The sequence below is a fragment of the Saccharothrix sp. ALI-22-I genome (assembly GCF_001984175.1).
In the GTDB taxonomy this organism is placed as follows: Bacteria; Actinomycetota; Actinomycetes; order Mycobacteriales; family Pseudonocardiaceae; genus Actinosynnema.
Genome location: NZ_MTQP01000053.1, coordinates 114,535 through 137,241 on the forward strand (window position 1 = coordinate 114,535; position 22,707 = coordinate 137,241).

20 protein-coding genes are annotated in these 22,707 nt (G+C 70.5%); 7 read left to right on the forward strand and 13 right to left on the reverse strand.

The window, feature by feature from the left end; all coding sequences use genetic code 11:
* Positions 1 to 32 precede the first annotated feature (32 nt).
* Together secG and ALI22I_RS13160 are read left to right on the forward strand one after the other, a co-directional pair.
* Complete coding sequence (gene secG / locus ALI22I_RS13155; protein WP_077005759.1) at positions 33 to 266, forward strand: preprotein translocase subunit SecG; 234 nt, start codon at positions 33 to 35, stop codon at positions 264 to 266.
* 75 nt (positions 267 to 341) lie between these two features.
* Positions 342 to 686, forward strand: coding sequence for an RNA polymerase-binding protein RbpA (locus ALI22I_RS13160; protein ID WP_033440747.1), 345 nt, complete (start codon positions 342 to 344; stop codon positions 684 to 686).
* A 100-nt stretch (positions 687 to 786) separates the two neighbouring features.
* Here the strand turns inward: ALI22I_RS13160 and ALI22I_RS53575 are convergent, their stop codons facing one another.
* On the reverse strand, positions 787 to 1,674 hold the full coding sequence (locus ALI22I_RS53575) for a hypothetical protein (protein WP_238598335.1): 888 nt from the start codon (positions 1,672 to 1,674) through the stop codon (positions 787 to 789).
* Between the two features lie 80 nt (positions 1,675 to 1,754).
* Here ALI22I_RS53575 and ALI22I_RS13175 point away from each other — a divergent pair, with 80 nt between their 5' ends.
* Positions 1,755 to 2,588, forward strand: a complete 834-nt coding sequence (locus ALI22I_RS13175; protein ID WP_143532167.1) for a hypothetical protein — start codon at positions 1,755 to 1,757, stop codon at positions 2,586 to 2,588.
* On the forward strand, positions 2,585 to 4,279 hold the full coding sequence (locus tag ALI22I_RS13180) for a serine/threonine-protein kinase (protein WP_077005761.1): 1,695 nt from the start codon (positions 2,585 to 2,587) through the stop codon (positions 4,277 to 4,279). The genes ALI22I_RS13175 and ALI22I_RS13180 overlap by 4 nt, the downstream gene beginning before the upstream one ends.
* Positions 4,280 to 4,770: 491 nt before the next feature.
* Here ALI22I_RS13180 and ALI22I_RS13185 read toward each other — a convergent pair whose 3' ends face one another.
* The 7 genes from ALI22I_RS13185 to tkt all read right to left on the reverse strand — a co-directional run bounded on the left by ALI22I_RS13185 (position 4,771) and on the right by tkt (position 14,669).
* Positions 4,771 to 6,036 carry a sensor histidine kinase gene (locus tag ALI22I_RS13185; protein ID WP_083751686.1) on the reverse strand — a complete coding sequence of 422 codons (1,266 nt, stop codon included), beginning with the start codon at positions 6,034 to 6,036 and terminating at the stop codon, positions 4,771 to 4,773.
* A gap of 271 nt (positions 6,037 to 6,307) precedes the next feature.
* Complete coding sequence (pgl, locus tag ALI22I_RS13190) at positions 6,308 to 7,087, reverse strand: 6-phosphogluconolactonase (RefSeq protein ID WP_077005762.1); 780 nt, start codon at positions 7,085 to 7,087, stop codon at positions 6,308 to 6,310.
* A complete protein-coding gene (opcA, locus tag ALI22I_RS13195) occupies positions 7,084 to 8,220 on the reverse strand; it encodes a glucose-6-phosphate dehydrogenase assembly protein OpcA (protein ID WP_077005763.1) in 1,137 nt (378 codons plus the stop codon). The genes pgl and opcA overlap by 4 nt, the downstream gene beginning before the upstream one ends.
* Positions 8,217 to 9,758, reverse strand: coding sequence for a glucose-6-phosphate dehydrogenase (gene zwf / locus ALI22I_RS13200; RefSeq protein WP_077005764.1), 1,542 nt, complete (start codon positions 9,756 to 9,758; stop codon positions 8,217 to 8,219). Before zwf ends, opcA begins: the two co-directional genes overlap by 4 nt.
* Positions 9,755 to 11,371, reverse strand: coding sequence for a glucose-6-phosphate isomerase (locus ALI22I_RS13205; protein ID WP_077005765.1), 1,617 nt, complete (start codon positions 11,369 to 11,371; stop codon positions 9,755 to 9,757). The genes zwf and ALI22I_RS13205 overlap by 4 nt, the downstream gene beginning before the upstream one ends.
* A gap of 43 nt (positions 11,372 to 11,414) precedes the next feature.
* A complete protein-coding gene (gene tal, locus ALI22I_RS13210) occupies positions 11,415 to 12,527 on the reverse strand; it encodes a transaldolase (RefSeq protein ID WP_077005819.1) in 1,113 nt (370 codons plus the stop codon).
* Between the two features lie 48 nt (positions 12,528 to 12,575).
* Positions 12,576 to 14,669: a transketolase gene (gene tkt, locus ALI22I_RS13215; protein ID WP_077005766.1), complete on the reverse strand. Its 2,094-nt coding sequence runs from the start codon at positions 14,667 to 14,669 to the stop codon at positions 12,576 to 12,578.
* Positions 14,670 to 14,923: 254 nt separating this feature from the next.
* Here tkt and ALI22I_RS13220 point away from each other — a divergent pair, with 254 nt between their 5' ends.
* Complete coding sequence (locus ALI22I_RS13220) at positions 14,924 to 15,847, forward strand: heme o synthase (protein WP_077005767.1); 924 nt, start codon at positions 14,924 to 14,926, stop codon at positions 15,845 to 15,847.
* A 46-nt stretch (positions 15,848 to 15,893) separates the two neighbouring features.
* A complete protein-coding gene (locus tag ALI22I_RS13225; RefSeq protein ID WP_143532168.1) occupies positions 15,894 to 16,709 on the forward strand; it encodes a hypothetical protein in 816 nt (271 codons plus the stop codon).
* Here the strand turns inward: ALI22I_RS13225 and ALI22I_RS13230 are convergent.
* From ALI22I_RS13230 to ALI22I_RS13240, 3 genes are read right to left on the reverse strand one after another with little or no spacing between them, the layout of a single operon-like run.
* The gene (locus ALI22I_RS13230) at positions 16,706 to 17,353 is read right to left on the reverse strand and encodes an HD family phosphohydrolase (RefSeq protein WP_077005769.1); all 648 of its coding nucleotides are present in this window, start codon (positions 17,351 to 17,353) and stop codon (positions 16,706 to 16,708) included. The two genes, ALI22I_RS13225 and ALI22I_RS13230, sit on opposite strands and share 4 nt — an antisense overlap.
* Positions 17,354 to 17,410: 57 nt before the next feature.
* Positions 17,411 to 18,058 carry a hypothetical protein gene (locus ALI22I_RS13235; protein WP_077005770.1) on the reverse strand — a complete coding sequence of 216 codons (648 nt, stop codon included), beginning with the start codon at positions 18,056 to 18,058 and terminating at the stop codon, positions 17,411 to 17,413.
* A 6-nt stretch (positions 18,059 to 18,064) separates the two neighbouring features.
* Positions 18,065 to 19,072: a hypothetical protein gene (locus ALI22I_RS13240; protein ID WP_077005771.1), complete on the reverse strand. Its 1,008-nt coding sequence runs from the start codon at positions 19,070 to 19,072 to the stop codon at positions 18,065 to 18,067.
* A gap of 222 nt (positions 19,073 to 19,294) precedes the next feature.
* On the opposite strand from ALI22I_RS13240, the gene ALI22I_RS13245 reads away from it, so the two are divergent.
* On the forward strand, positions 19,295 to 19,870 hold the full coding sequence (locus ALI22I_RS13245; protein ID WP_077005772.1) for an FKBP-type peptidyl-prolyl cis-trans isomerase: 576 nt from the start codon (positions 19,295 to 19,297) through the stop codon (positions 19,868 to 19,870).
* Positions 19,871 to 19,942: 72 nt separating this feature from the next.
* On the opposite strand, the gene ALI22I_RS13250 is transcribed toward ALI22I_RS13245, so the two are convergent.
* Together ALI22I_RS13250 and ALI22I_RS13255 are read right to left on the reverse strand one after the other, a co-directional pair.
* A complete protein-coding gene (locus ALI22I_RS13250) occupies positions 19,943 to 20,914 on the reverse strand; it encodes a quinone oxidoreductase family protein (protein WP_077005773.1) in 972 nt (323 codons plus the stop codon).
* 83 nt (positions 20,915 to 20,997) lie between these two features.
* Entirely contained in the window at positions 20,998 to 22,620 is a 1,623-nt protein-coding gene (locus ALI22I_RS13255) for a DUF885 domain-containing protein (RefSeq protein ID WP_238598336.1), read from the reverse strand.
* Positions 22,621 to 22,707: the final 87 nt, after the last annotated feature.

Below are 22,707 nucleotides of genomic sequence, written 5' to 3' on the forward strand. Positions count from 1 at the left end.
TGTGGCGTCACCTGCCTGACAGCGAGGAAGAAATGATCCTGTTCCTTCAGATCCTGTTGATCGTCTCCAGCTTGCTGCTGATCCTGCTGGTGCTCCTGCACCGGGGACGTGGCGGCGGTCTTTCCTCGTTGTTCGGCGGCGGTATGCAGTCCAGCCTGTCCGGTTCCAGCGTGGTGGAGAAGAACCTCGACCGGCTGACGTTGTTCGTCGGCGCGGTCTGGGTCATCGCCATCGTGGGCATCGGGCTGTTGATGAAGGTCAGCTGACACAGGTCGGCGGGCGTCCGACGACGCCGGTCGATACGGACACAGGGAAACCACGTGGTGGGGGTGTGAGGGTCGATGGCTGGTGGTAACGCGATTCGCGGTACCCGCGTCGGCGCAGGCCCGATGGGCGAATCGGAGCGCGGCGAGTCCGCGCCCCGACGTCGGGTGTCGTACTGGTGCGCGAACGCGCACGAGTCTCGGCCGTCGTTCGCGGTCGAAGCCGAGATCCCGGAGAACTGGGACTGCCCCCGGTGCGGTCTTCCGGCGGGGCGCGACGAGCAGGCACCCCCTGCTCCGCCGCGCAACGAGCCGTACAAGACGCACCTGGCGTACGTGAAGGAGCGGCGCTCCGACGCGGACGGTGAGGCGATCCTCGAAGAGGCGCTCATCAAGCTGCGCAAGCAGCGCGAAGAGCCCTAGACAGGCTAGTCAGGCTAGACAGGCTCAGGCGAGAACGGTACGACGGCCCCCGTGGGATTCCCGCGGGGGCCGTCGTCGTCTCGCGTCCTGTTCCGCGTCCTCAGGTGCGCTTGGTGAACAGGCCGGCGAACTGGCGTCGGACCAGGAGCGCGCCCACCAGCAGGAAGAACACCAGGATCACCAGGGTGGACGTCGTGCCGCTGGTCGAACTGGTCAGGGCGATGTCCACGCTGCCGACCAGCACCACCCCGCAGTCGGCCCGGATGACGTGGCGGCCCGGCTGGATCGTGGTGAACTCGACCCGCGTGCTGAACATGCCCGAGGTGTCCGCCTTCGCCGTGCCGACGTTCTCGCCGAGCGAGCTGAGGTACACCGACGAACCGGGGTCGCAGCCGGTGCCGGTCGCGGTCAGCGGGTCGCCCGGCTGGATGTTGTCCTTGTCCAGGGTCAGGGCGCCGTCACCGTCGAACGGTTTCGTCGTGGTGGACGCGGGCGGGGCCGAGCTGTCGGTCGTGGTGGTGGTTGTGGTCGTCGGGGTGGTGGTGGCTGCCGGTTGGGTCGTGGTGGTGACCGGCGGACGCGTAACCGTCGTCGTCACCACCGGGGGAGCGGTCGTCGTGGGGACGACCGGCGGCGGGGTGGTGGTCGTGGTGGGCGTCGGCGTGACGGTGAAGCTGTCCGTCGGGTTCGACGACGCCGTGCACACCGGGCGGGCGGTGACGCGGTGACCGCCGAGGCTCGCGCCCGCCGGCACGGTGCCCGTGCCCGAACCGTTGTTGCGGCCCCAATGCCAACCGTCGCCGACCACCTGCTTGCCGTCCCACAAGATCTGCACGGCGCGGTTCGAGCAGTCCGGGTCGAGGTACACACCGGACCAGGTGAGCGTGAACGTGCTCCCGACCGGACCGGAGTCCGGGCTCGCGACCGCCGTGGCCTGTTGCTGCGCGGATACCGGTGCCGCTACAAGCGCCGTAACGCCATATGCCAAGGCACCGAGTAAAGCTAGTGTTCCTGCCGATCGCATACCGACTCCCGGACCCGTCCGCCAACCACCGATGAGGTGCCCTTGTGAGACGCATTATGAGCAGCGTCGGTTTACTGCTCCTGTGCGGGATCTTCCTGGGCGTCGCCCCGGCGCACCTTCCCACGGCCCACGCCGCGGGTGACACGGTCAGCATCGACGCCACAGTGGACGGCACCCCGGTCCGCGAGGACGAACTGCTGCTCGACCCGTCCAGCTCGTCCAGCATCTCGGTGACCGTCCACAACGGAACGGACACGGTGCGGCACGTCAAGACGATCCGGCTGTCGGGCACCGCGCTGGCGCTGACGTTCTTCTCCTACGACACGACCGTGCCGTTCGACGTGCCCGCCAAGCAGAGCGTCACGCGCGGGTTCGTGCTTGACCTCGGCCAGCTCGGCACCCAGGCGACCGGGCTGCTGCCGACCGAACTGGAGGTCCTGGACACCAACCGCGACTCGATCGCCTCCATCGGCACGACCGGTGACGTGCGCGGGTCCATGTGGTCGGTGTACGGGGTGTTCGGGCTCGCGGTGTTCGGGTTGACCGTGCTGGCGTGGGCGGGCGCGCTGTTCGCGCTGGCCCGGCGCCGGCTGCCGGCCAACCGGTGGCAGCGGGCCATGCGGTTCCTGCCCGCCGGGGTCGGCACCGGGTTGGTCGCGGTCATCTCGCTGTCCGTGCTGCGCGTCATGGCGCCCTCACCCGCCGCCGAGATCCCGTTCATCCTCGGCGCGGCGGCAGTCGCCTTCGTGCTCGGCTACCTGACACCGCACCCGTCGGCGGACTCCGAGGCTCCGTTCAACCCGCCGTTCGACCCGCCGTTCACCGACCCGGAGTCCACTCAGCGCATCACGCGGCCGCTGCCGGGCGGTGCGGCGTGACGGTGTCGGCGAACGTCGTCGCGGCGCTGCCGCAGTACGACCTCGGCGCCCAGATCGGGCGCGGCGGCATGGGGGTCGTGTACGCGGCCGTGCACCGGCCGTTGGGGCGTCCGGTGGCGGTCAAGCGGCTGCCCGGGGTGCTCGCTTCGGACGAGCGGATGAGCGCGCGGTTCGCGCACGAGGCGCGGCTGCTGGCGCGGCTCGACCACCCGCACATCGTGCCCGTGTACGACTACGTCCAGGACCGCGGCGAGCACCTGCTGGTGATGGAGAAGCTCGACGGCGGGACGGTGTGGTCGAAGTTCACCGGCGCGGGCGTCACGCCGGCGTCGACGTGCGCGTTCGGCCTGGCGATGCTGGCCGGCCTGCACGCCGCGCACGGTGCCGGGGTGCTGCACCTGGACGTGAAGCCGAAGAACCTGCTGTTCACGGCGGGCGGGGTGCTGAAGGTGGCCGATTTCGGCATCTCGCAGGTGGTGAGCGAGGGCGCGACCCTGGTGACGCACGGTGGTCAGGTACTCGGCACGCCCGCCTACCTGTCACCCGAGCAGGCGCTGGGCAACCCCCTGAGCCCGGCCGCCGACGTCTACGGGGCCGCGACGGTGCTCTACGAGCTCCTGAGCGGCCGGCTGCCGTTCGACAGCGGTGGTGGTGCGCTGGCGATGATCCAACGGCACGTGTACCAGCAGCCCCGTCCCCTGATCGAGGTACCCGATCCACTAGCCCGAGTGATCATGCGCGGTATCGAACGCGACCCAGAGGCCCGTTACCGCAACGCGGAAACGTTCGCGGTCGACCTCGCGGGCGCCGCGGCGGAGGTCTTCGGCCGAGACTGGCTGCTGCGACTGGACACACCCGTCCACCTGACCCCGCACGTCGCCGCCGCCAGCACCCACCCCGCCACCAACACCCGGCCCTTCGATGCCCCTTCGACGCCCCGCGAGACCCTGAACATCCCCGTACGCGCCACCTTGGTCGAGCCCCCGCCGCCGCCGGCACAACTGGGCGCCCAAACCCTCGTGCCCGCCGCCCAGATCCTGGCCTCCCCGAAACCCGCCCGATGGTTCGCCCTGGCCGCAGCTTTGGCGGCGCTCCTCATGATCGCCACACCCTTCACCATCCCCGCCCGCACCCTGCCACTCGTGGACGCCGACCTCAGCAAACCCGTGCCAGTAGGCCAGGGCGACCCCGCAACCGCCCGACTGGCGGTAACCGCGGCCGGCATCACCCTCGCCGACGTGCCCGCCCTGCCCGACCCCGCCGCCCAACCCGGCACATCCACACGCCAAGACACACCGCTGACCTTCGAACTGCCAGGCGCCAGCCGATGGATCATCGGCGGTGCGGCAGTAGCCACGGTGACCACCAACGGCCAATCGCAGGACTACTCCCTCCGCCCCCTCACACACCCGATGATCAGCATCATGGGAGCGGGAAGCGCGGTGCTGCTGCTGTTCGCGCTCGCATACCTGGAGTCGATCCTCCGATCTCTGCGAAGACGCCAGTCGAGCACAGCCGCAGTGATCGCCGCAGCACCACTGGGCTTCGCGCTCGGCGCAGCAGTATGGCTCCTACCGTCCGTCCTGCTACGCCACCCACCCGATCCATGGCCCGCGTTGCTCTGCGGCGCCCTGGGCGTGACAGCAGCCGTCTGCACAGCCGTAGCCAGCCGCCGCTCAGCCGCCCGCTAAGCCCCTCGTCCTGCGCGCGCCCTCGTCCCCTACATCAACCCCCGCGCTGCGCCGGCGCTCATCCCGCGCGGCCCTCGCGCTCGTCGTGTCGCCGCCTTTGCGCTGCGCTGGCGCTCGTCCTGCGCTGGCCTTCGCGCTGCGCGTGCCTTGCCCTCTGCCGACCCCGGTCCTCTGCCCGGCTGCGAAGGCCGGGGCCCTCCGCCGGTTTGGCCTTCGCGGGGCCCGGCCGTGGTCTTGGCCCTCTGCTGGTCCGGCCTTCGCTGGTCCTGGTCCTGGTCCTTCGCCGGCCTGGTCCTGCGGTGGGCTTCGCCTTCCGCTGGCGACCTTCGCTGATCCTGGGGCTCTCGGGGTTGGAGGGGTGGGGCGTCGGGGGGTAGCGGTCTGCGGGGTTTGGTTGCGGTCCTCGTTGTTTCAACCGACGTTTCGAGGCCAGGATAACGGCGTTTTTGTAGGTGTGGGGGTGATGATCACCCGATTGGGTGGCTGGGTCTTCAGGTGTCTAGGGTTCTGACCAGCGGAAAGGTTACGCGGACTAGGAAGCCGCCGCCATCGGTGGGGCCGGCTTCGAACTCGGCGTTCAGTAGTGCCGCTCGTTCCCGCAGGCCTACGAGACCGTGGCCGCCGCTGGGGAGCGCCCCGTAATCGTGCGGGCCCTCCGGGGCCTCGTTGCGTACTTCCACCAGTAGTTCGTCGGCGTCCGCGATTACCAGCACCGACGTCGGCGCACCGCACGCGTGCTTCCGGACGTTGGTCAACGCCTCCTGAACGGTCCGGTACACCGCGCCCGAGACTGGGGCGGGGAGGTCGGCCACTGGGCCCTGCACCGTCAGGGTTGCCGGTATGCCGGCGGTGCTCACGAGTTGTGGGAGTTCCTCGATGCGGGGTTGGGGGGAGTCGTCGCCGCTGGTCGTCCGCAGGACGCTCACCAGTTGGCGCAGTTCGTCCAACGTCCGCGTGCTCAGCATCCGGATGGTCCCCGCCACCTGCCGGGCATTCGGATCGGCCGCCGCCATCCGCAGTGCGCCTGCCTGCATCGCGATCAGGCTCACCTGGTGCGACACGACGTCGTGCATCTCGCGCGCCAACCTGGCCCGCTCGTCCGCCCGCACCGCGTGCGCGTGCAGCATCCGCTCCCGCTCCCGGCTCGCCGCCAGCTCCGTGATCCGCGCCGACAGCTCCTCCCTGGCGTGCGCCAGCAGCCCGATCGCGATCGGCATCCCCGCGACGATGCACCCGTAGATCGCGTCGTGGACGTGCGTCTTCCACTCCAACGCCAGGAACTCGTCCACCGGCCACAGGAAGAAACGGCTCAGCCACACCAACGCCGCCGCGATGTAGGTCTGCGTCGACAACAGCTTCCGCCGCGCCAACGTGCCCAGCGCGATCATCGCCGCCAACTGCGCCCACCCGGCCAGGAACCCCGGCACGGTGATCAGCACCACCAGGAACGGGAACCGCCGCCGCAATGCCACCGCCGCCACCGAGATGACCGACAGCACGTAGTTGTACGGCTCGGCCTCGGGCACGACCCGCAGCCACACGTCCAGTGCCGCGATGCCGACGGCCCCCGCGTCGAACGCCAACTGCCGGTGCCGCCTGAGCACCCCGAGAACGGCGGCACGGGGCACCCGTTCGGTCGCGACGCCGTCGGCCCGACCTCCCGGCAACCTCTCGACAGCGTTGCCGGCCAGCGTCGGACCTCCTGTGTCAGCTATCCGCCGGTCCTCACCGTACTGCGCTGTCATCACACTTGGCATGACCCGCTCCTCCACCACCGACGTGCCCGATCGACCCGCTCACTGTTCGAGATGCGGTGATTACCCGGACGGGACGCGCGGCGGGACACAAAGTTGCGAGCGCGAACGTCCGGTGAACGGACACCGTGCCTGGAGACGCGTGAAGACGTGCGAAGACGTGTGAAGGCGCCTGGAGAGTGGGCGACGTCACCACCCCGCAGACGCCGCTGCCGCCGCGCCCAGGAGGGGCAAACGGCGGCAGCGGTGAAAGGGCGGATCAACGCACGAGAAGTCAGGCCAACGGTGGGGTGACCAGGTCCGGCACCTTCGCGGCGGCGGCCGAGTCGAGCAGCCACAGCGTGCGCCGCTGACCGCGGGCGCCCGCGGCGGGCAGCTGGGTCTCACCGGCACCGGTCAGGGCCATGGCGACGGCCGCGGCCTTCGCCGCACCCGTCGTCATCAGCCACACCTCGCGCGCCGCGCGGATCGCGGGCAGGGTGAGGCTCACCCGCGTCGGCGGCGGCTTGGGGCAGTTGCGCACCGCGACCGCGCTGCGCTCCTGCTCGTGCACCGCGGGGGAGTCCGGGAAGATCGAGGCGACGTGCCCCTCCTCCCCGACACCGAGCAGGCACACGTCGAACGACGGCACGGAGCCGTGGTCCTCCGGGCGCGCCGCGGCGGCCAGCACGTCGGCGTACGCCTCGGCGGCGGCCTCCGGGTCGTCACCGAACCGCCCGTCGGACGGTTCCATCACGTGCACCCGCGCAGCCGGCACCGGAACGTGGTCCAGCAACGCCTCGCGTGCCTGGGTCTCGTTGCGGTCCGGGTGCCCGGCGGGCAGGAACCGCTCGTCGCCCCAGTACAGATCGACCCGGCTCCAGTCCACCGCGTCCCGGGCGGGCGTGGCGCGCAGGTGCTCCAGCACCGCGATCCCGGTCCGCCCGCCGGTCAGCACCAGCGACGCCGACCCGCGCGCGGTCTGCGCGTCCACCAGCCTGGTGACCAGGCGGGCGGCCGTGGCGGCGGCCAGCAGGTCGCCGTCACGGTGCACCACCACCTCGGGACGGCTCACGAACCCGCCTTGGCCTTGGCCGCCTTCGCCGCGGCCTTCACGGGCTTGCCGTCGACCTTGCCGTCGGCCTTCCCGCCAGCCTTCGCGTCGACCTTGCCATCGACCTTCCCGTCGACCTTGCCATCGGCCTTCGGGTCCGGCGCGCCGTCGGACTTGGCCTTGGCCGCGCCGGACGCGGGCTTGCGCGCCGCGGCGGTCGCCTTCGGCGCGATCCGACCGCGCACGACCTTGCCCAGCGACCGCAACGCCGCCTCGTACACCTCGTCCGGGTCGAGCCGGCGCAGTTCCTCGGCCAGGCAGTCCCGCACCTGGCGGCGCTGCAACGCGACCCGCCGCTCCGGCTGGCCGGGCTGCGTCAACGTGCCGATCTTGCCGTCCGGGCGCGACAGCTCCACCACACCGGACCGGCGCTCCAGCCGCACGTCCACGATGCCCTCGCCGCGCGCGGCCTTCAACCGCTTCACCGGCACCCGCAGGCATCCGGCGAGCCACGCGGCCAGCAGGTCGGTCGACGGCGAGTCGGCCTCCCCGCTCACCTCGGCCTCGGTGACCTTCTCGTACGGCGGCAGGTCGAACGCCGACGCGAGCATCGCGCGCCACAGCGTCAGCCGCGTCCAAGCCAGGTCCGTGTCACCCGGCGTGTAGCCGGCCTTGCGCTGCTCCAACGCCCGGATCGGATTCTTCTCCGCCGCCGCGTCGGTGATCCGGCGCTGCGCGAGCTGACCGATCGGGTCCTTCGCGGGCACGGGGGGTGCCTCGTTCGGCCACCACGCCACCACCGGGGTGTCCGGCAGCAGCAGCGGGACGACGCACGACGCGCCTTCGTTGGCCAGTTCCCCGTACAGCCGCAGCACGATGACCTCGGACGCGCCCGCGTCACCGCCGACGCGGATCTGCGCGTCGAGCCGGGGGGCGGCCTTGCGCGCGCCACGCGCCACCACGATCACCCGGCACGGGTGCTCGCGGCTGGCGTCGTTGGCCGCGTCCACGGCCTCCTCGGTCTTGGTGCCGTCGTCGGTCACGATGACCAGCGTCAGCACCCGGCCGAGGGTGACCGCGCCGCCCTCCTCGCGCAGCTGCACGAGCTTGCTGTTGACCTGCGACGTGGTGGTCGAGGGCAGGTCGATGATCACGGACGCCTCCAGTGCCTGCCGGTGCGGGCCAGCATCTCGTCCGCCGACGCCGGTCCCCAGGTGCCTGCCTTGTACTTCTCGGGTGCGCCGTTGGCGCTCCAGTGCTTCATGACCGGGTCGAGGATCTCCCAGGAGAGTTCGACCTCGTCGTTCTTCGGGAACAGCGACGGCTCGCCGAGCAGCACGTCCAGCAGCAGCCGTTCGTAGGCCTCGGGGGAGGACTCGGTGAACGCGTGGCCGTAGCCGAAGTCCATCGTGACGTCCCGGACCTCCATGGTGTTGCCGGGCACCTTGGAGCCGAACCTGATGGTCACGCCCTCGTCCGGCTGCACCCGCACCACCAGGGCGTTCTGCCCCAGCTCCTCGGTCGCGGTGTCGTCGAACGGCAGGTGCGGCGCGCGCTTGAACACCACGGCCACCTCGGTGACGCGGCGGCCGAGCCGCTTGCCGGTGCGCAGGTAGAACGGCACCCCGGCCCAGCGGCGGGTGTTGATCTCGCACGTGATCGCCGCGTAGGTCTCGGTGGTCGAATCCTTGGCGAACCCACCCTCCTCCAGCAGACCGGGCACCTTCTGCCCGCCCTGCCAGCCACCGGAGTACTGGCCGCGCGCGGTGGTCTCGTCGAACGGCCCGACCGGGCGCGTCGCGGAGAGCACCTTCACCTTCTCCGCGCGCAGGTCGCTGGGCCGGAACGACACCGGCTCCTCCATCGCGGTCAGCGCGAGCAGCTGCAGCAGGTGGTTCTGGATCACGTCACGCGCCGCGCCGATGCCGTCGTAGTAGCCCGCGCGACCGCCGAGGCCGATGTCCTCGGCCATGGTGATCTGCACGTGGTCGACGTAGTTGGCGTTCCAGATGGGTTCGTAGAGCTGGTTGGCGAAGCGCAGCGCCAGGATGTTCTGCACCGTCTCCTTGCCGAGGTAGTGGTCGATGCGGAACACCGACTCCTCGGGGAAGACCTCGTTGACGATCTTGTTGAGCTGCTTGGCGCTGGCCAGGTCGTGGCCGAACGGCTTCTCGATGACCACCCGGCGCCACTGACCGGGGTGCTCGGTGGGCGGCGTGGCCATGCCCGCGCGCTTGAGCTGGTTGACCACCGTGGGGAACGCGCCGGGCGGCACCGAGAGGTAGAACGCGTGGTTGCCGCCGGTGCCGCGGTCGCGGTCCAGGTCGGACAGGGTCGCGGCGAGCGCGTCGAACGAGGCGTCGTCGTCGAAGGTGCCCTGCACGAACCGGATGCCCTCGGCGAGCTGGTCCCAGACCGCCTGCCGGAACGGCGTGCGCGCGTGCTGCTTGACCGCGTCGTGCACCACCTGCATGAAGTCCTGGTCGGCCCAGTCGCGGCGGGCGAAGCCGACGAGCGCGAAGCCCGGCGGCAGCAGGCCGCGGTTGGACAGGTCGTAGATCGCGGGCATCAGCTTCTTGCGCGACAGGTCACCCGTCACGCCGAAGATCACCAGGCCGGAGGGCCCGGCGATGCGCGGCAGCCGCTTGTCCCGCGGGTCGCGCAATGGGTTGCGCTTGGTGGGCGCTGTCACGAACCGTCCTCCTGAATGGCCTCGACGAGCTGTGCGAGCCCGGCGACGCGGTCGGTCAGGTGCAGCCGCAGGACCGGACGGCCGTGCCCGGCGAGCACCTGGCCGTCGCCCAGCGCCTGTGCCAGCTGCAACGTGCTGAGGTCGTACGGCCTTCCCGGCACGTCCAGCTGCGTCTCGGACGCCCCGGTGAGCTGGAGGTACACGCCGTTGCGGTGACCGCCCTTGTGGTACTGGCCGGTCGAGTGCAGGAAGCGCGGCCCCCACCCGAAGGTGGTCTGCAGGTGCGAACGCTGCGCCAACTCCGGGCGAACGAGGGCGAACGACGCGTCGTCGATCCGGTCCAGGTACGCCTGCACGGACAGGTAGCCGTGCTCCGGCGCGGCGGCGACCAGCGCCACCAGCGCCTCGGCGACCGTCTTCACGTCCGGCGACAGCCAGCCCTCGCTCGGGTAGACCTCGATCGGACCGTCCACGAAGGCCGGTGCGACGGCCGACGCGGCGGGCGCGTCCAACAAGGACCGGGCCGCGTTCTTCGCCGCCTCGACGTCGGGCTGGTCGAACGGGTTGATCTCCAGCACCCGGCCGACGAGCGCGGTCGCGTACTCCCAGACCAGGAACTGCGCGCCGAGCGGGCCTTCCACCGCGATGGACGACGAGCCGGTGGCCGGTCCGATCGCGACGGTCGTGGCGTCCGTGCCGGCGTCCACGAAACCGGGCGCGCCCGGCCCCTCGACCACCACGGGCAGCAGGCCGGTGCCGTTCTTGCCGGTCGACTCGGCGATCAGCTGCTCGGCCCAGTCGCCGAACCCGGCGATGCCGGAGCCGGTGTCGGCGAACACGATCTTCTCCGCGCCGTGCGCGTGCGCGACGGCGAACGTCGCGGCCAGCACCACCGCCGGGTTGTCCGGCGAGTCGGCCGACACCAGCGGCGCGGCCGCGGCGGCGTCGTCCAGCAGCGCGCCGATGTCCACGCCCGCCAGGCCGGACGGCACCAGGCCGAACGCGGTCAGCGCCGAGTAGCGGCCGCCCACGTGCGGGTCGGCCAGGAAAACCTTGCGGTAGCCCGCTTCCCGGGACGCCGCCTCCAGCGGCGAGCCCGGGTCGGTCACCACGACGATCCGCGACGCCGCGTCGATCCCCTCGGCCGCGAACGCCGCCTCGAAGATCCGCCGGTGGCTGTCGGTCTCGACGGTGCCGCCGGACTTCGACGACACCACCAGCACCGTGCGCTGGAGGTCGCCCGCCAACGCCTCGGCCACCTGACCGGGGTCGGTGGTGTCCAGCACGACGAGCGGCACGCCCGCCGTGCCGGTGATCACCTCGGGCGCGAGCGACGAGCCGCCCATGCCGGCGAGGACCACCCGGTCCACGCCGTCGGCGAGCAGCTCGTCGCGCAGCGCGGTGATCTCCGCGACCAGCGGGCGGGACGTCTCGTGCAGCGTCGTCCACGCCAGACGGATCGACGCCTCCGACTCCGCCTCGGGGCCCCACAGCGTGGCGTCCCCGGCGGTGAGCTTGCTCGGCGCCGAATCCCGGACCAGATCGCCGATGACGGTGGCGACCTGGTCCTGGTTCGGTGTGCGGACGATCTCCACGGAGATCACCTCGGTCATGTCAGTCCTGTTCTGGTCTCGACCCGGTCTTGGTCTAGGCCGGTCAGCCCTTGGCCTGGTTCAACTGTCCGGTCACCGTCTCCAGCAGTTCGGCCCACGACTTCTCGAACTTGTCGACGCCCTCGGTCTCCAGCACGACGAACACGTCGTCCAGGTCGATGCCGACCCCGACGAGATCGTCGAAGACCTGCTGCGCCTGGGCCGCGCGCCCGGACACGGTGTCGCCTTCGATCTTGCCGTGATCGGCGACCGCGTGCAGGGTCTTCTCCGGCATCGTGTTGACCGTGTCGGCCACTACCAGCTGATCCACGTACCGGGTGTCGGAGTACTTCGTGTCCTTCACACCCGTGGACGCCCACAGTGGACGCTGCGCGCGGGCGCCGTCGGCGGTCAGCGCCTCCCAGCGCGCGCCCTTGAAGGTCTCCTCGAACGCCGCGTAGGCCAGCACCGCGTTGGCGATGGCCGCCTTGCCGCGCAGCTCCGCCGCGGCCGGGGTGTCCAGGGCGTCCAGCCGCTTGTCGATCTCGGTGTCCACACGGGACACGAAGAACGACGCGACGGAGTGGATGGTGCGCAGGTCGTGGCCGTTGGCCTTGGCCTGCTCCAGACCCGCGATGAACGCCTCCATCACGTGCCGGTAGCGCTCGACGGAGAAGATCAGCGTCACGTTCACGCTGATGCCCTCGGCGAGCACCCGGGTGATCGCGGGCAGGCCCTCGACCGTGGCCGGGATCTTCACCAGCAGGTTCGGCCGGTCCACCGTCTTGGCCAGGTCCAGCGCTTCGGCGACGGTGGCCTCGGTGTCGTTGGCCAGCCGCGGGTCGACCTCGATCGACACCCGGCCGTCCACGCCGTCGGTGGCGACGTAGATGTCGCGGAACAGGTCGCACGCGTTGCGCACGTCCGTCGTGGTGATCTCGCGGACCGCCGCGTCGGTGTCGGCGCCGCGCGCGGCCAGCTCGCGGACCTGCTCGTCGTAGGCCGAGCCCTTGGACAGGGCGGCGGCGAAGATGGTCGGGTTCGTGGTCACGCCGACCACGTGCTGGTCGGCGATCAGGCCGGCCAGATTGCCCGTGGTCAGCCGCTCGCGGGACAGGTCGTCCAGCCAGATCGACACGCCCGCGTCGCTGAGCGCGGCCAGCGGATTGGTGCTCATCTCGTCAACTCCCGTGAAAGTCTGGTGCGGATCGGCGTTGGAGTGCACTCACTTGACCTTGGCGAGCGAGCGACGGGCCGCCGCGACGACGTTCTCCGTGGTGAAGCCGAACTCGCGGAACAGCGTCTGGTAGTCCGCCGAGGCGCCGAAGTGCTCGATGGAGACGATCTCGCCCGCGTCGCCGGCGAACCGGTGCCACGGCTGGGCGATGCCCGCCTCGACCACCACGCGCGCCTTCACCGACGGCGGCAGCACCTGCTCGCGGTAGTCGGCGTCCTGCGCGTCGAACCACTCGACGCTGGGCATGGACACCACGCGGGCGGCGATGCCCTCGGCCTCGAAGACCTTCCGGGCCTCCACCGCGATCTGCAGCTCCGAGCCGGTCGCGATGAGGATCAGCTCCGGCTCGCCGTCGCCCTCCAGCACGTAACCGCCGCGCGCGACGCCCTCGACGGCCTTCTCCTTGGTGCCTTCGAGCACCGGCAGGTTCTGCCGGGTCAGCGCCAGGCCCACCGGACCGGTCGGGTTCTCGACGACCGCGCGCCACGCGGCGGCGGTCTCGTTGGCGTCACCGGGGCGCAGCACGGTCAGACCCGGGATCGCGCGCAGCGCGGCCAGGTGCTCGATCGGCTGGTGCGTCGGGCCGTCCTCGCCCAGGCCGATGGAGTCGTGCGTCCACACGTAGGTGACCGGGGACTTCATCAGCGCGGCCAGCCGGACCGCCGGGCGCATGTAGTCGCTGAACACCAGGAACGTGCCGCCGTACGGGCGGGTCGGGCCGTGCAGCGCGATGCCGTTGAGGATCGAGCCCATGGCGTGCTCGCGGACACCGAAGTGCAGCGTGCGGCCGTACGGGTTGGCCGACCACATCTTGGTGGAGATCGACTCCGGGCCGAACGAGTCGGCGCCCTTCATCGTGGTGAGGTTCGACTCGGCCAGGTCGGCCGAACCGCCCCACAGCTCGGGCAGCACGTCGCGCAGCGCGGTCAGCACCTCGCCGGAGGCCTTGCGGGTGGGGACGCCCTTCGCGTCCGGCTCCCACGACGGCAGCGCGTCGGTCCAGCCCTCGGGCAGGCCGCGGACCACGAGCCGGTCCAGCAGCGCCTTGCGCTCCGGGTTGGCCTCGGCCCACGCGTCGAACGACTTCTGCCACTCGGACTTGGCGGCCTCGCCGCGCTTGACCACTGAACGGGTGTGCTCCAGCACCTCGTCGGCGACCTCGAACGTCTGCTCCGGGTCGAACCCGAGGATGCGCTTGACCTCGGCGACCTCGTCCGCGCCCAGGGCCGCGCCGTGCGCCGCGCCGGTGTTCTGCTTGTTCGGCGCCGGGAAGCCGATGATCGTGCGCAGCAGGATGAACGACGGCCGCTCGGTCTCCGCCTTGGCGTTCTCCAGGGCCTGGAGGATGCCGGTGACGTTCTCGCCGCCCTCGACGACCTGCACGTGCCAGCCGTAGGCCTCGTAGCGCTTCGCGGTGTCCTCGGACAGCGCGATCGTCGTGTCGTCCTCGATGGAGATCTTGTTGTCGTCGTAGACGACGGTCAGGTTGCCCAGCTTCTGGGTGCCCGCCAGCGACGACGCCTCGGACGTCACGCCCTCCTCGATGTCGCCGTCGGAGGCGATCACGAAGATGTGGTGGTCGAACGGGCTCGCGCCGACCGGGGCGTCCGGGTCGAACAGGCCGCGCTCGCGGCGCGCGCCCATCGCCATGCCGACCGCGGAGGCCAGACCCTGGCCCAGTGGGCCGGTGGTGATCTCCACGCCGTTGGTGTGGCGGTGCTCCGGGTGGCCCGGCGTCTTCGAACCCCACGTGCGCAGCGCCTTCAGGTCGTCCAGCTCAAGGCCGTAGCCGTTGAGGAACAGCTGGACGTAGAGGGTCAGGCTCGAATGGCCCGCGCTGAGCACGAACCGGTCGCGGCCGATCCAGTCGGCGTCGGCGGGGTCGTGACGCATGACACGCTGGAACAGCGTGTAGGCCAGCGGCGCCAGGCTCATGGCGGTGCCGGGGTGACCGTTGCCGACCTTCTGCACGGCGTCCGCCGCGAGAACGCGCGCGGTGTCCACCGCGCGCCTGTCGAGGTCGGTCCAGTCTTCGGGCAGATGGGCTTCGGTCAACCGGGCGATGTCATCGGTGACGGACACTGACTTCCAGCTCCAAACTCACTAGGCGGCGGTGTGACGGCTGGCGGTGAACTTAATCGATCCCGTCAGGCCCGATCCGCGGCTCCCAAGGTCCGCCGGCCAGCCTAGTCCGGCGAGTGGACGAGCGTGCGCCCCCTGCTCTGTGGGTGTACGCACAGGTGTAGTTGGTGCGTTCAGGGAGTACCCGAACGGGCTGCTCTGGGAACACGCGGTTACCATCTGCGCATTCCCTGGACCCTGAGGAGCGCGACGCCATGAGTGCCGTCACCGAGGCTCCGGCGCGGTCGCCCCGACAGGTCGTCGGCGCGTACGTGGCGCTGACCAAGCCCCGGGTGATCGAGTTGCTGCTGATCACCACCATCCCGGCGATGCTCCTGGCCGCCCGCGGTCTGCCGCCGCTGTGGCTGATCGCGTGCACCCTGGCGGGCGGCACCCTCGCGGCGGGCTCGGCGAACGCGCTGAACTGCTACGTCGACGCCGATATCGACTCGGTGATGAAGCGCACCGGCGCCCGGCCGCTGGCCCGGAACACCATCCCGCCGCGCAACGCGCTGGTCTTCGGCGTGGTGCTCGGGGTGATGTCGTTCGGGTTCCTGTGGTTGACCACGAACCTGATCTCGGCCGTGTTCGCGGTGGCCACGATCCTGTTCTACATCTTCGTCTACACCCTGGTGCTCAAGCGCCGGACCTCGCAGAACATCATCTGGGGCGGTATGGCCGGCTGCATGCCGGTGATCATCGGCTGGTCGTCGGTGACCGGCACGGTGGAGTGGCCCGCGCTGGTGATGTTCGGCGTGATCTTCTTCTGGACGCCGCCGCACACGTGGGCGCTCGCGATGAAGTTCAAGGAGGACTACGCGCGGGCCGGTGTGCCGATGCTGCCGGTGGTGGCGACGGCGCAGCAGGTGACGCGGCAGATCGTCATCTACTCGTGGATCACGGTCGTGTGCACGCTGCTGCTGGCGCCGGTGACGTCGTGGATCTACGTCGCCGTGGCGGCGCTGTCGGGCGTGTGGTTCGCGGTGTTCGCCCACCGCCTGCACGGGGTCGTGCGGCGCGGCGGGTCGACGAACACGATGAAGTTCTTCCACATGTCGAACCTGTACCTGATGCTCGTGTTCTGCGGCCTGGCCGTGGACGCGGTGATCGGCCTCCCGGTGCTCGGCTGGCCGTTCTGAGCTTGATGCACTTTCCGCATATTTGCGGATAGCTAGCCTGATCGACATGGCTGTGCAGGGGGATGGACCGTCACCCGACCGGGGGTCCTTCGACAAGACGACAGTGGACCGCTGGCAGGTCTTCGGCGGCATGGCCGGCGTTGCCGCGCTGCTGCTCTCAGTGGTCGGAGGCATCCAGGACCAGGTCCCGTTGTCTCTGGTCGCGGCCGGTGCGGTCACCCTGGTGGGTGTCTGGCTGCTCTACCGCTGGGGCCGTCGCCCTCGGCAGCACCTGGCCAAGCACTTCGTGGTGCCGGTGTTGCTGACCGTGGTGGGCGCCGCCACGGGCGGTGTGCTCGGCGGCCTGGAACTACGCCCCACCGGTGGCACCGCCCAGCCCGGCGCCACGACGACCACCACCGGCGACACCGCACCCACCTTCGATTCCGTGACCACGGCCGGGGGCACCACCACCACGACCCGCGCCGCGACGCCAACGACCACCGCCGCCGTCCCGGCCGGGACAGCGCCGAGCGAGTTCCGCTCCGGTCGGGTGACGCTCACCTCCGGCTACTACATCGACCTCGACTCGAAGGGCGAGAACGGCGGGGTCACCGACGGCTCGTCTTCAAAGACCGACCTCCAGTACATCTCCGGCCTCTACGCGGATGACATCGCCCCTGTCGCCGGGGCCGCGCCCGGCTACCAGGACTGCATCTCCGCGACGGCGCTGACCGACTACGTCGACTGGGACAAGCTGGAGGAGAGCGCGGCCTTCTGCGTGAAGACCACGGAGGGGCGCTGGGCCCGGATCGTCGTGGTCTCGGCGGAGAACTACAAGACGCTCGTGTTCGACGTGGTCGTCTGGGAGAAGCAGGCCTAGGACACCGCCGACAGCAGCTCGGTCACGCTCGGGTCGTCCAGGGACTCCACGATGCAGGACCACAGCTCCAGGTTCACCGCGGCCCACCGCGAGTAGGTGGCCGCCGCCTCCGGGTCGTAGAAGTAGTACCCGTCGTCGTGCTTGTCCCGCTGCTCGCCGACGATCTTGTGCGCCAGCTCCTTGAGCGTGATGCCGTTCTCTTCGAGGTACTTCGGCGCGAGTACCACCGGCGTCACCGGCAGGGCCTTGAACAGCGTGTCCGCGTCGGACAGGGCCTGCGCCTCCGGTGAGATGTCGCGGTGGCGGGTGCGCATCTCGGCCTCCTCGACGACCTCGTCCACCCGCATCGCGACCTCGTCCGGCACGCCCGCGCGCGCCAGGATGTCCAGCCGCAGCCGCCTGCCGTCCACGGGCAGGGAGTTGCGCCGGACCATGTAGTTGACGTCGTGGACCAGGGCGGCCACCTCGACCAGCGCCACGTCCGAACCGTTGCGCCGGGCGAAGTGGACGGCCTTGTCCCGCACGAAACTGACGTGGTGCCAGCCGTGGAACTGCAGTTTCGCGGCGAGGTCGCGGCACAGCCGCCACACCTCGCACTCCACGTCGGAGATCGCCTGCGCCGTGACCGTCGTGACAGTACTCATCGGGCCCTCCCGTGCCGGGTGGGCCGATGGTAAGGGGCGCGGTGATCCTTGGCGCTGTTACAGGTTGTTGGTCAGGTCCTCCAACCTCGCCTCGACCGGCACGTGCCGGTGGCTGGTGCGGGTGTCGGGGTCGTAGCTCAGGCTCCACGGGCTGATCGCGCGCGATTTCACCAGGAACGTCATGGTGTCGTCCGCCGCCCGGGGGATGCGGTGGAACTCGTGCGCCAGCATGGTCCCCGAGGTGCCCTCGCGGGCCTCGGCGCTGCGCAGCAGGGCGGTGGACAGGATCGCCCGACCGTCGTCGGCCACGTTCGCGGTGAAGCGTTCGTGCAGGTAGGAGCCCGACAGGATGATGGTGCAGAAGTGGTAGCGGTGGTTGTGGACGGAGTCGGCGTAACCCGGTCTCCAGTCACGCTGCGGCTTGTACTCGTGCAGCCAGAACGTGAACGGCTCGGCCGGCTCGTCCCGCAGGCACCACGCGAAGTGGGTCGTCGTCTCGCGGGATCTGGCCACCACGCGCATCTCGTCCTGCGGTGAGAGGGAGCGCAGGTGCCCGCGCAGCCTCTCCCGCAGTCCGGGTCGGACCGCCCACTCCCGGAAACGCCTCTCGACGTGTCCCCAGTGGTCGACGACAGGGGGGTCGTCCACGGCTATGAGCGCGGCGAGCTCCGCGAGGGCGGAGAACCCGGTGAACTCGGTCAGCACTGCTTATCAGCTCCCCAACTGAGCGGACGCGGAGAATTCTTTGCGGAATCGGTGGAACTTCTCCTCAAGCGACCGGAACCCGTCCTCGTCCAGCACGGTCCCGGTGATCTTCTCGAACAGGGCGAGGAAGTCCGCCCGGCTGGTGCCCGGTGTGATGACGATGTGCAGCCCTGCCTTGGAATTGCTGATGCGCAGGAACTCGGCGCGTTCCATTCCGTAGATGAACGAACCCTCCGAGAACCGCACCGTGCGCGGGTACAGGCGCAGCACGCCCGCGCTGGTGTTGCTGTAGAGGGTCAGCCACACGCTGTCGTCGAACAGCTCCATCCGGTCCAGCGGCGGGTCCGACACGATCGTCAGGTCGATCCGCGAACAGTGGCCGCGGGCCAGGAACAGGCCCACCAGGCCGATGGAGATCTGCTCGCGCAGCTTCGCCACGATCGAGTCGTAATCGCCGTCCGCACCTTCGTTGCGCAGCAGGTACCGCGCTCGCCCGCTGATCGCGTCGTCGTCCCGTGGATCGGCCAGGACGGCTTTGAGCTCGCATTCCGACTGGGACAGCAGCAGTCGGCCGGCCGCGTAGCGGCCCGCGAAGCCGCGGAAGACGTACAGCCGGGTGCGTTCCAGGTCCTGCATCATGACCTGGTTGAACACCGGGTCGGGCCGTGCGGTCGGCTCGAACACGTGGCTGGGGAAGAACTCGCGGTCGAGCGCCCGGTACTCGGCGGTAAGGTCGCGCAGCGCCTTGCGGCTCTCCTCGACGACCGGCGTGATCAACGCCCGTTGCGCGGCCGAGCTGGTGATCAGCGTCTGCCCGAATCCGACCACGGCCGAGATCAGCGTGCCGGTGCCCACCGACGTCAGAAACGTGCGGAGCGCACCTTGATCCATTGTGCTGGAAATGGCCAGACAGCTGCCGGAAGTGACGACGAGGGTCAGCAGGAGCAGCCCTGTTCTGGTCCAGAACAATTCCTGTAACAGGTTGCTGCGGACGCCCTTCGGCTCCGCGGACACGATGTCACCTCCTTGGCGGGCACTCAAACGGACGAATGCCGTCGGTATCCGATCAAGTGCGCGGAGTTACTGTACTCGGGGGTACGCAACGGCGGAAGCGGTAATTAGTGGCACATTTGCGGATTGATTCCTAGATCGACAGCAGCGCACCGTGATCGGCGTTGGGCCTGCCGGTGGGGCCTGCGGCGGCGCGGCCGGACCAGAACCCTAAGCTCGACAACCATGCGTACTGTCGGCCGTACGGCCCTGGCTCTCGTCTCCCTGTTGTCCGCCGGTCTGGCGCTGACCGCGTGCACCGCTAGCGACCGGCCGTCCACTCTCACCACCACCCCGCCCGCTGCCGCCGCGCAGCAGCCGGAGGCCGACCTGCCGGAGCCGAGCGGCCCGCCGTGCGAGGTGTCCCAGTTCCGGGTGACCGGCGCGCCGGGGGAGAAGCCGACGATCACCGTCCCGACCGGCTGCACGCCGCAGGACGGCCTGGTCGTCGAGGACCTCACCGAGGGCACCGGCCCGGAGATCAAGTCCGGCTCCACCGCCGAACTGCACTACGTGCTGGCGACGTTCTCCGACCAGCAGACCCGTGAGGCGTCCTGGGACAGCGGCGAGCCGTTCCCGCTGGAGAACATCGGCCAGGCCGGCGTCATCAAGGGCTGGAACGAGGGTCTGATCGGCCTGAAGGAGGGTGGGCGCCGCCTGCTCGTCGTGCCGTCGGACAAGGGCTACCCGCAGGGTCAGGGCGACATCAAGCCCGGCGAGACGCTGATCTTCGTGGTCGACGCGGTCAAGGTCCAGCCCTGAGCTGAACCCCGACGGCAAGGGCGGCCCCACACCGGGGCCGCCCTTCCGCGTTCGGCGGACCGGATCAGGGGATCAGGGGATGAGCAGCAGCTTTCCGGTGGTGCGGCGGCCTTCCAGGTCCTCGTGCGCCCGCCGCGCCTCGGCCAACGGGTAGCGCCCGCCGACCCGCACGGTCAGCGAACCGTCCGCGACGGCCGCGAACAGCTCACCCGCCCGCCACTCCAACTCCTCGCGGGTGGCCACGTGCGCGCCCAGCGACGGCCGGGTCAGGTACACCGAGCCCGCGTGGTTGAGCCGCATCGGGTCGAACGGCGGCACCGCACCGCTCGACGCGCCGAACAACGCCAGCACACCGCGCGGCTTCAGGCTGGCCAGGCTCCCGTCGAACGTCGTCGCGCCCACGCCGTCGTACACCGCCGCGACACCCACGCCGTCGGTCAGCTTCCGCACCTCGGGCGCGAAGTCGGTCAGGTCGTACCGGATCACCTCGTCCGCGCCCGCCTCCCGGGCCAGCGCTTCCTTCGCCTCCGTGGACACCGTGCCGATCACCCGCGCGCCGCGCGCCTTCGCCAGCTGCACCAGCAGCAGCCCCACGCCACCCGCGGCGGCGTGCACGAGCACCGTGTCGTCCTTCTGCACCGGATAGGTGGACGCGATCAGGTAGTGCGCGGTGAGGCCTTGGAGCAGCACCGCGCCCGCCGTGTCGTCGTCCACGCCGTCCGGCACCGGCACCGCGTCCGCAGCGGGCACCACGGCCTGTTCCGCGTAGCTGCCGATGGCCTGCGACCAGGCCACGCGGTCACCCACCGCGAAGCCGGTGACGTCCGCGCCCACCGCGCTCACCCGGCCGGTGCCCTCCAGGCCCAGCCCGAACGGCACGGGCAGCGGGTAGCGGCCCTCGCGGTGGTAGCAGTCGATGAAGTTCACCCCGGCCGCGGCCACGTCCACCAGCAACTCGCCCGCGCCGGCCGACTTCGGCTCCACGTCGGTGAACTCCAGCACGTCCGGTCCACCGGTCGCGCGCACCACCACTGCCTTGGGCATGTTTCGTCCTCCTGTAGGAAAATCGCCGTACGTACTGGGCCAACCGCCGCGACGGCCGGCCTGTTCCGCGGCTCCGGCGGATCTCACTTGCCGAGAGCGACCCTCCGCGCCAGCCCCAACGGCAACGCTCCCGCACCCGCGATGGTGTCGTGGAACTCCCGCAACGACCCCGTGTACTCCGACCTGATGCGCTCGATCTCCAACGCGCCGGTCAGGTACGACGGCGCCTGCGTCGGCCACGCGCAGTACCGGCTGACCTCGCCGGTCGCCGTGCCGGGCGTCAACGACGCCTTGGTCGTCATGAACTCCTCGGCCTGCTCGACGCTCATGTCGCCGCAGTGCAGCGCGGTGTCCACGATCATCCGCGCCGCGCGGAACAGCCGCGCCTCGACGTGCGCCAGCTCCTGCGCGCGTGCCGTGGCGGCGTCACCGACCACCTCGGCGCTGAAGTAGCCGTGCTCCCGCAGCAGCTTCTCCGCGTACAGCGCCCAGCCCTCGGAGAAGTACGGGGTGCGGAACACCTTGCGCACCGGCCGGTTCTGCGCGGCCAACCACGACAGGTGCCAGTGGTGGCCGGGGTACGCCTCGTGCACCGCGATGGTGGCCAGTTGGGCGCGGGAGTTCGTGCGCAGCCGCTGGGCGGTCTGCTCGGCGGTGAACCCGTCCGGTGGGAACGGCACGAAGAAGTGGCCCGTGCGCTGGTCGGTCAACGGCGGCGGCGACATGTAGGACGCCACCGAGAGGATCGGGCGCTGGAACGTCGGCGAGGGCACCACCCGGCACTCCTCGCCCTCGGCGAACGTCACCAGGCCGTGCTCGACCAGGAACGCCCGCGCCCGCAACGTCTCCGCCTCGTACTCGGCGCGCATCGCCTCCGGCGTCGGCGGGTGGTCGTCCTGGAACGACGCCATCACCGCGTGCCAGTCGTCGGACCCGGCCAGCTCGCGCATCTCGGCGTCCAGCTCGGCGTAGGCGGCCTTGCCGCGCTCGTGCAGCTCGGCGGCGCCGTAACCCAGCACCTCCTGCTCGCGCAGCAGCGTCGAGTACAGCCCTTCGCCCATCCGCCAGTCGCCCGCGGCCCGCCCGGCGAACTCGTCCAGGAACGCCGCCAGCTCGTCGAACGCCCGCGCGGCCGGTTCGGCGGCCTCGGCCAGCTCCGCGCGCAGCGCCGGGTCGGACACCTCGGCGGGCAGCGTGGCGGTGAGGAACGCCCGTCCGGTCCGGGCCTGGTCGGCGGCCCGCTTCACGATCTTCGGCGAGGCCAGCTCCGGGTCCAGGTTCGCGCGGCACGCGGCCAGCAGACCGGGCACCTCGGCCAGCCGCTTCACCACGCTCGCCACCAGCTCCGGCTCCGGCCGCAGCCGGTTGAGGAACGCGCTGAACAACGGGTACAGCACGGCGCCGGTGTAGACCGACGGGTCACGCCGCCACGACGGCCACGTGGCCGAGGCCCGCACGCCGCGCAGCACGGCGATGACGAGGTCCCGGTCCACCGAGCCCTGCAGGTCGTCGGTCTCGATCGCGGTGAAGCGGTCGAGCCACGCGCCCGCGTCGCGTTCGTACCGGGTGAGCGCGGTCGCGCTGTAATCACCGAGGGTGTGGTCGTGGGCGAGTGAGCCGAACATCGCGGCCTTGCCCGGATTGTGGTCGAAGTGCCAGGCCAGGAACTGTTCGACCAGGCGGGTGAGGTTTGTGGTTTCGGTCACGACCACCGAAGCTACCCGGTGGTCGGGTTGATCGGGTGGTGGCGCAAATCCCGTTGGGCTTTGCCTGTTGACGCTCTAGGTTCTGCG

Coding starts and splice junctions, on each gene's coding strand:
- ALI22I_RS13205 (WP_077005765.1), bottom strand. CDS start 11,371: ATGACCGAGGTGATCTCCGTGGAGATCGTCCGCACACCGAACCAGGAC.
- ALI22I_RS13230 (WP_077005769.1), bottom strand. CDS start 17,353: ATGAGTACTGTCACGACGGTCACGGCGCAGGCGATCTCCGACGTGGAG.
- ALI22I_RS13250 (WP_077005773.1), bottom strand. CDS start 20,914: ATGCCCAAGGCAGTGGTGGTGCGCGCGACCGGTGGACCGGACGTGCTG.
- ALI22I_RS13220 (WP_077005767.1), top strand. CDS start 14,924: ATGAGTGCCGTCACCGAGGCTCCGGCGCGGTCGCCCCGACAGGTCGTC.
- ALI22I_RS13160 (WP_033440747.1), top strand. CDS start 342: ATGGCTGGTGGTAACGCGATTCGCGGTACCCGCGTCGGCGCAGGCCCG.
- ALI22I_RS13185 (WP_083751686.1), bottom strand. CDS start 6,036: ATGCCAAGTGTGATGACAGCGCAGTACGGTGAGGACCGGCGGATAGCT.
- secG (WP_077005759.1), top strand. CDS start 33: ATGATCCTGTTCCTTCAGATCCTGTTGATCGTCTCCAGCTTGCTGCTG.
- ALI22I_RS13245 (WP_077005772.1), top strand. CDS start 19,295: ATGCGTACTGTCGGCCGTACGGCCCTGGCTCTCGTCTCCCTGTTGTCC.
- ALI22I_RS13225 (WP_143532168.1), top strand. CDS start 15,894: ATGGCTGTGCAGGGGGATGGACCGTCACCCGACCGGGGGTCCTTCGAC.
- tal (WP_077005819.1), bottom strand. CDS start 12,527: ATGAGCACCAATCCGCTGGCCGCGCTCAGCGACGCGGGCGTGTCGATC.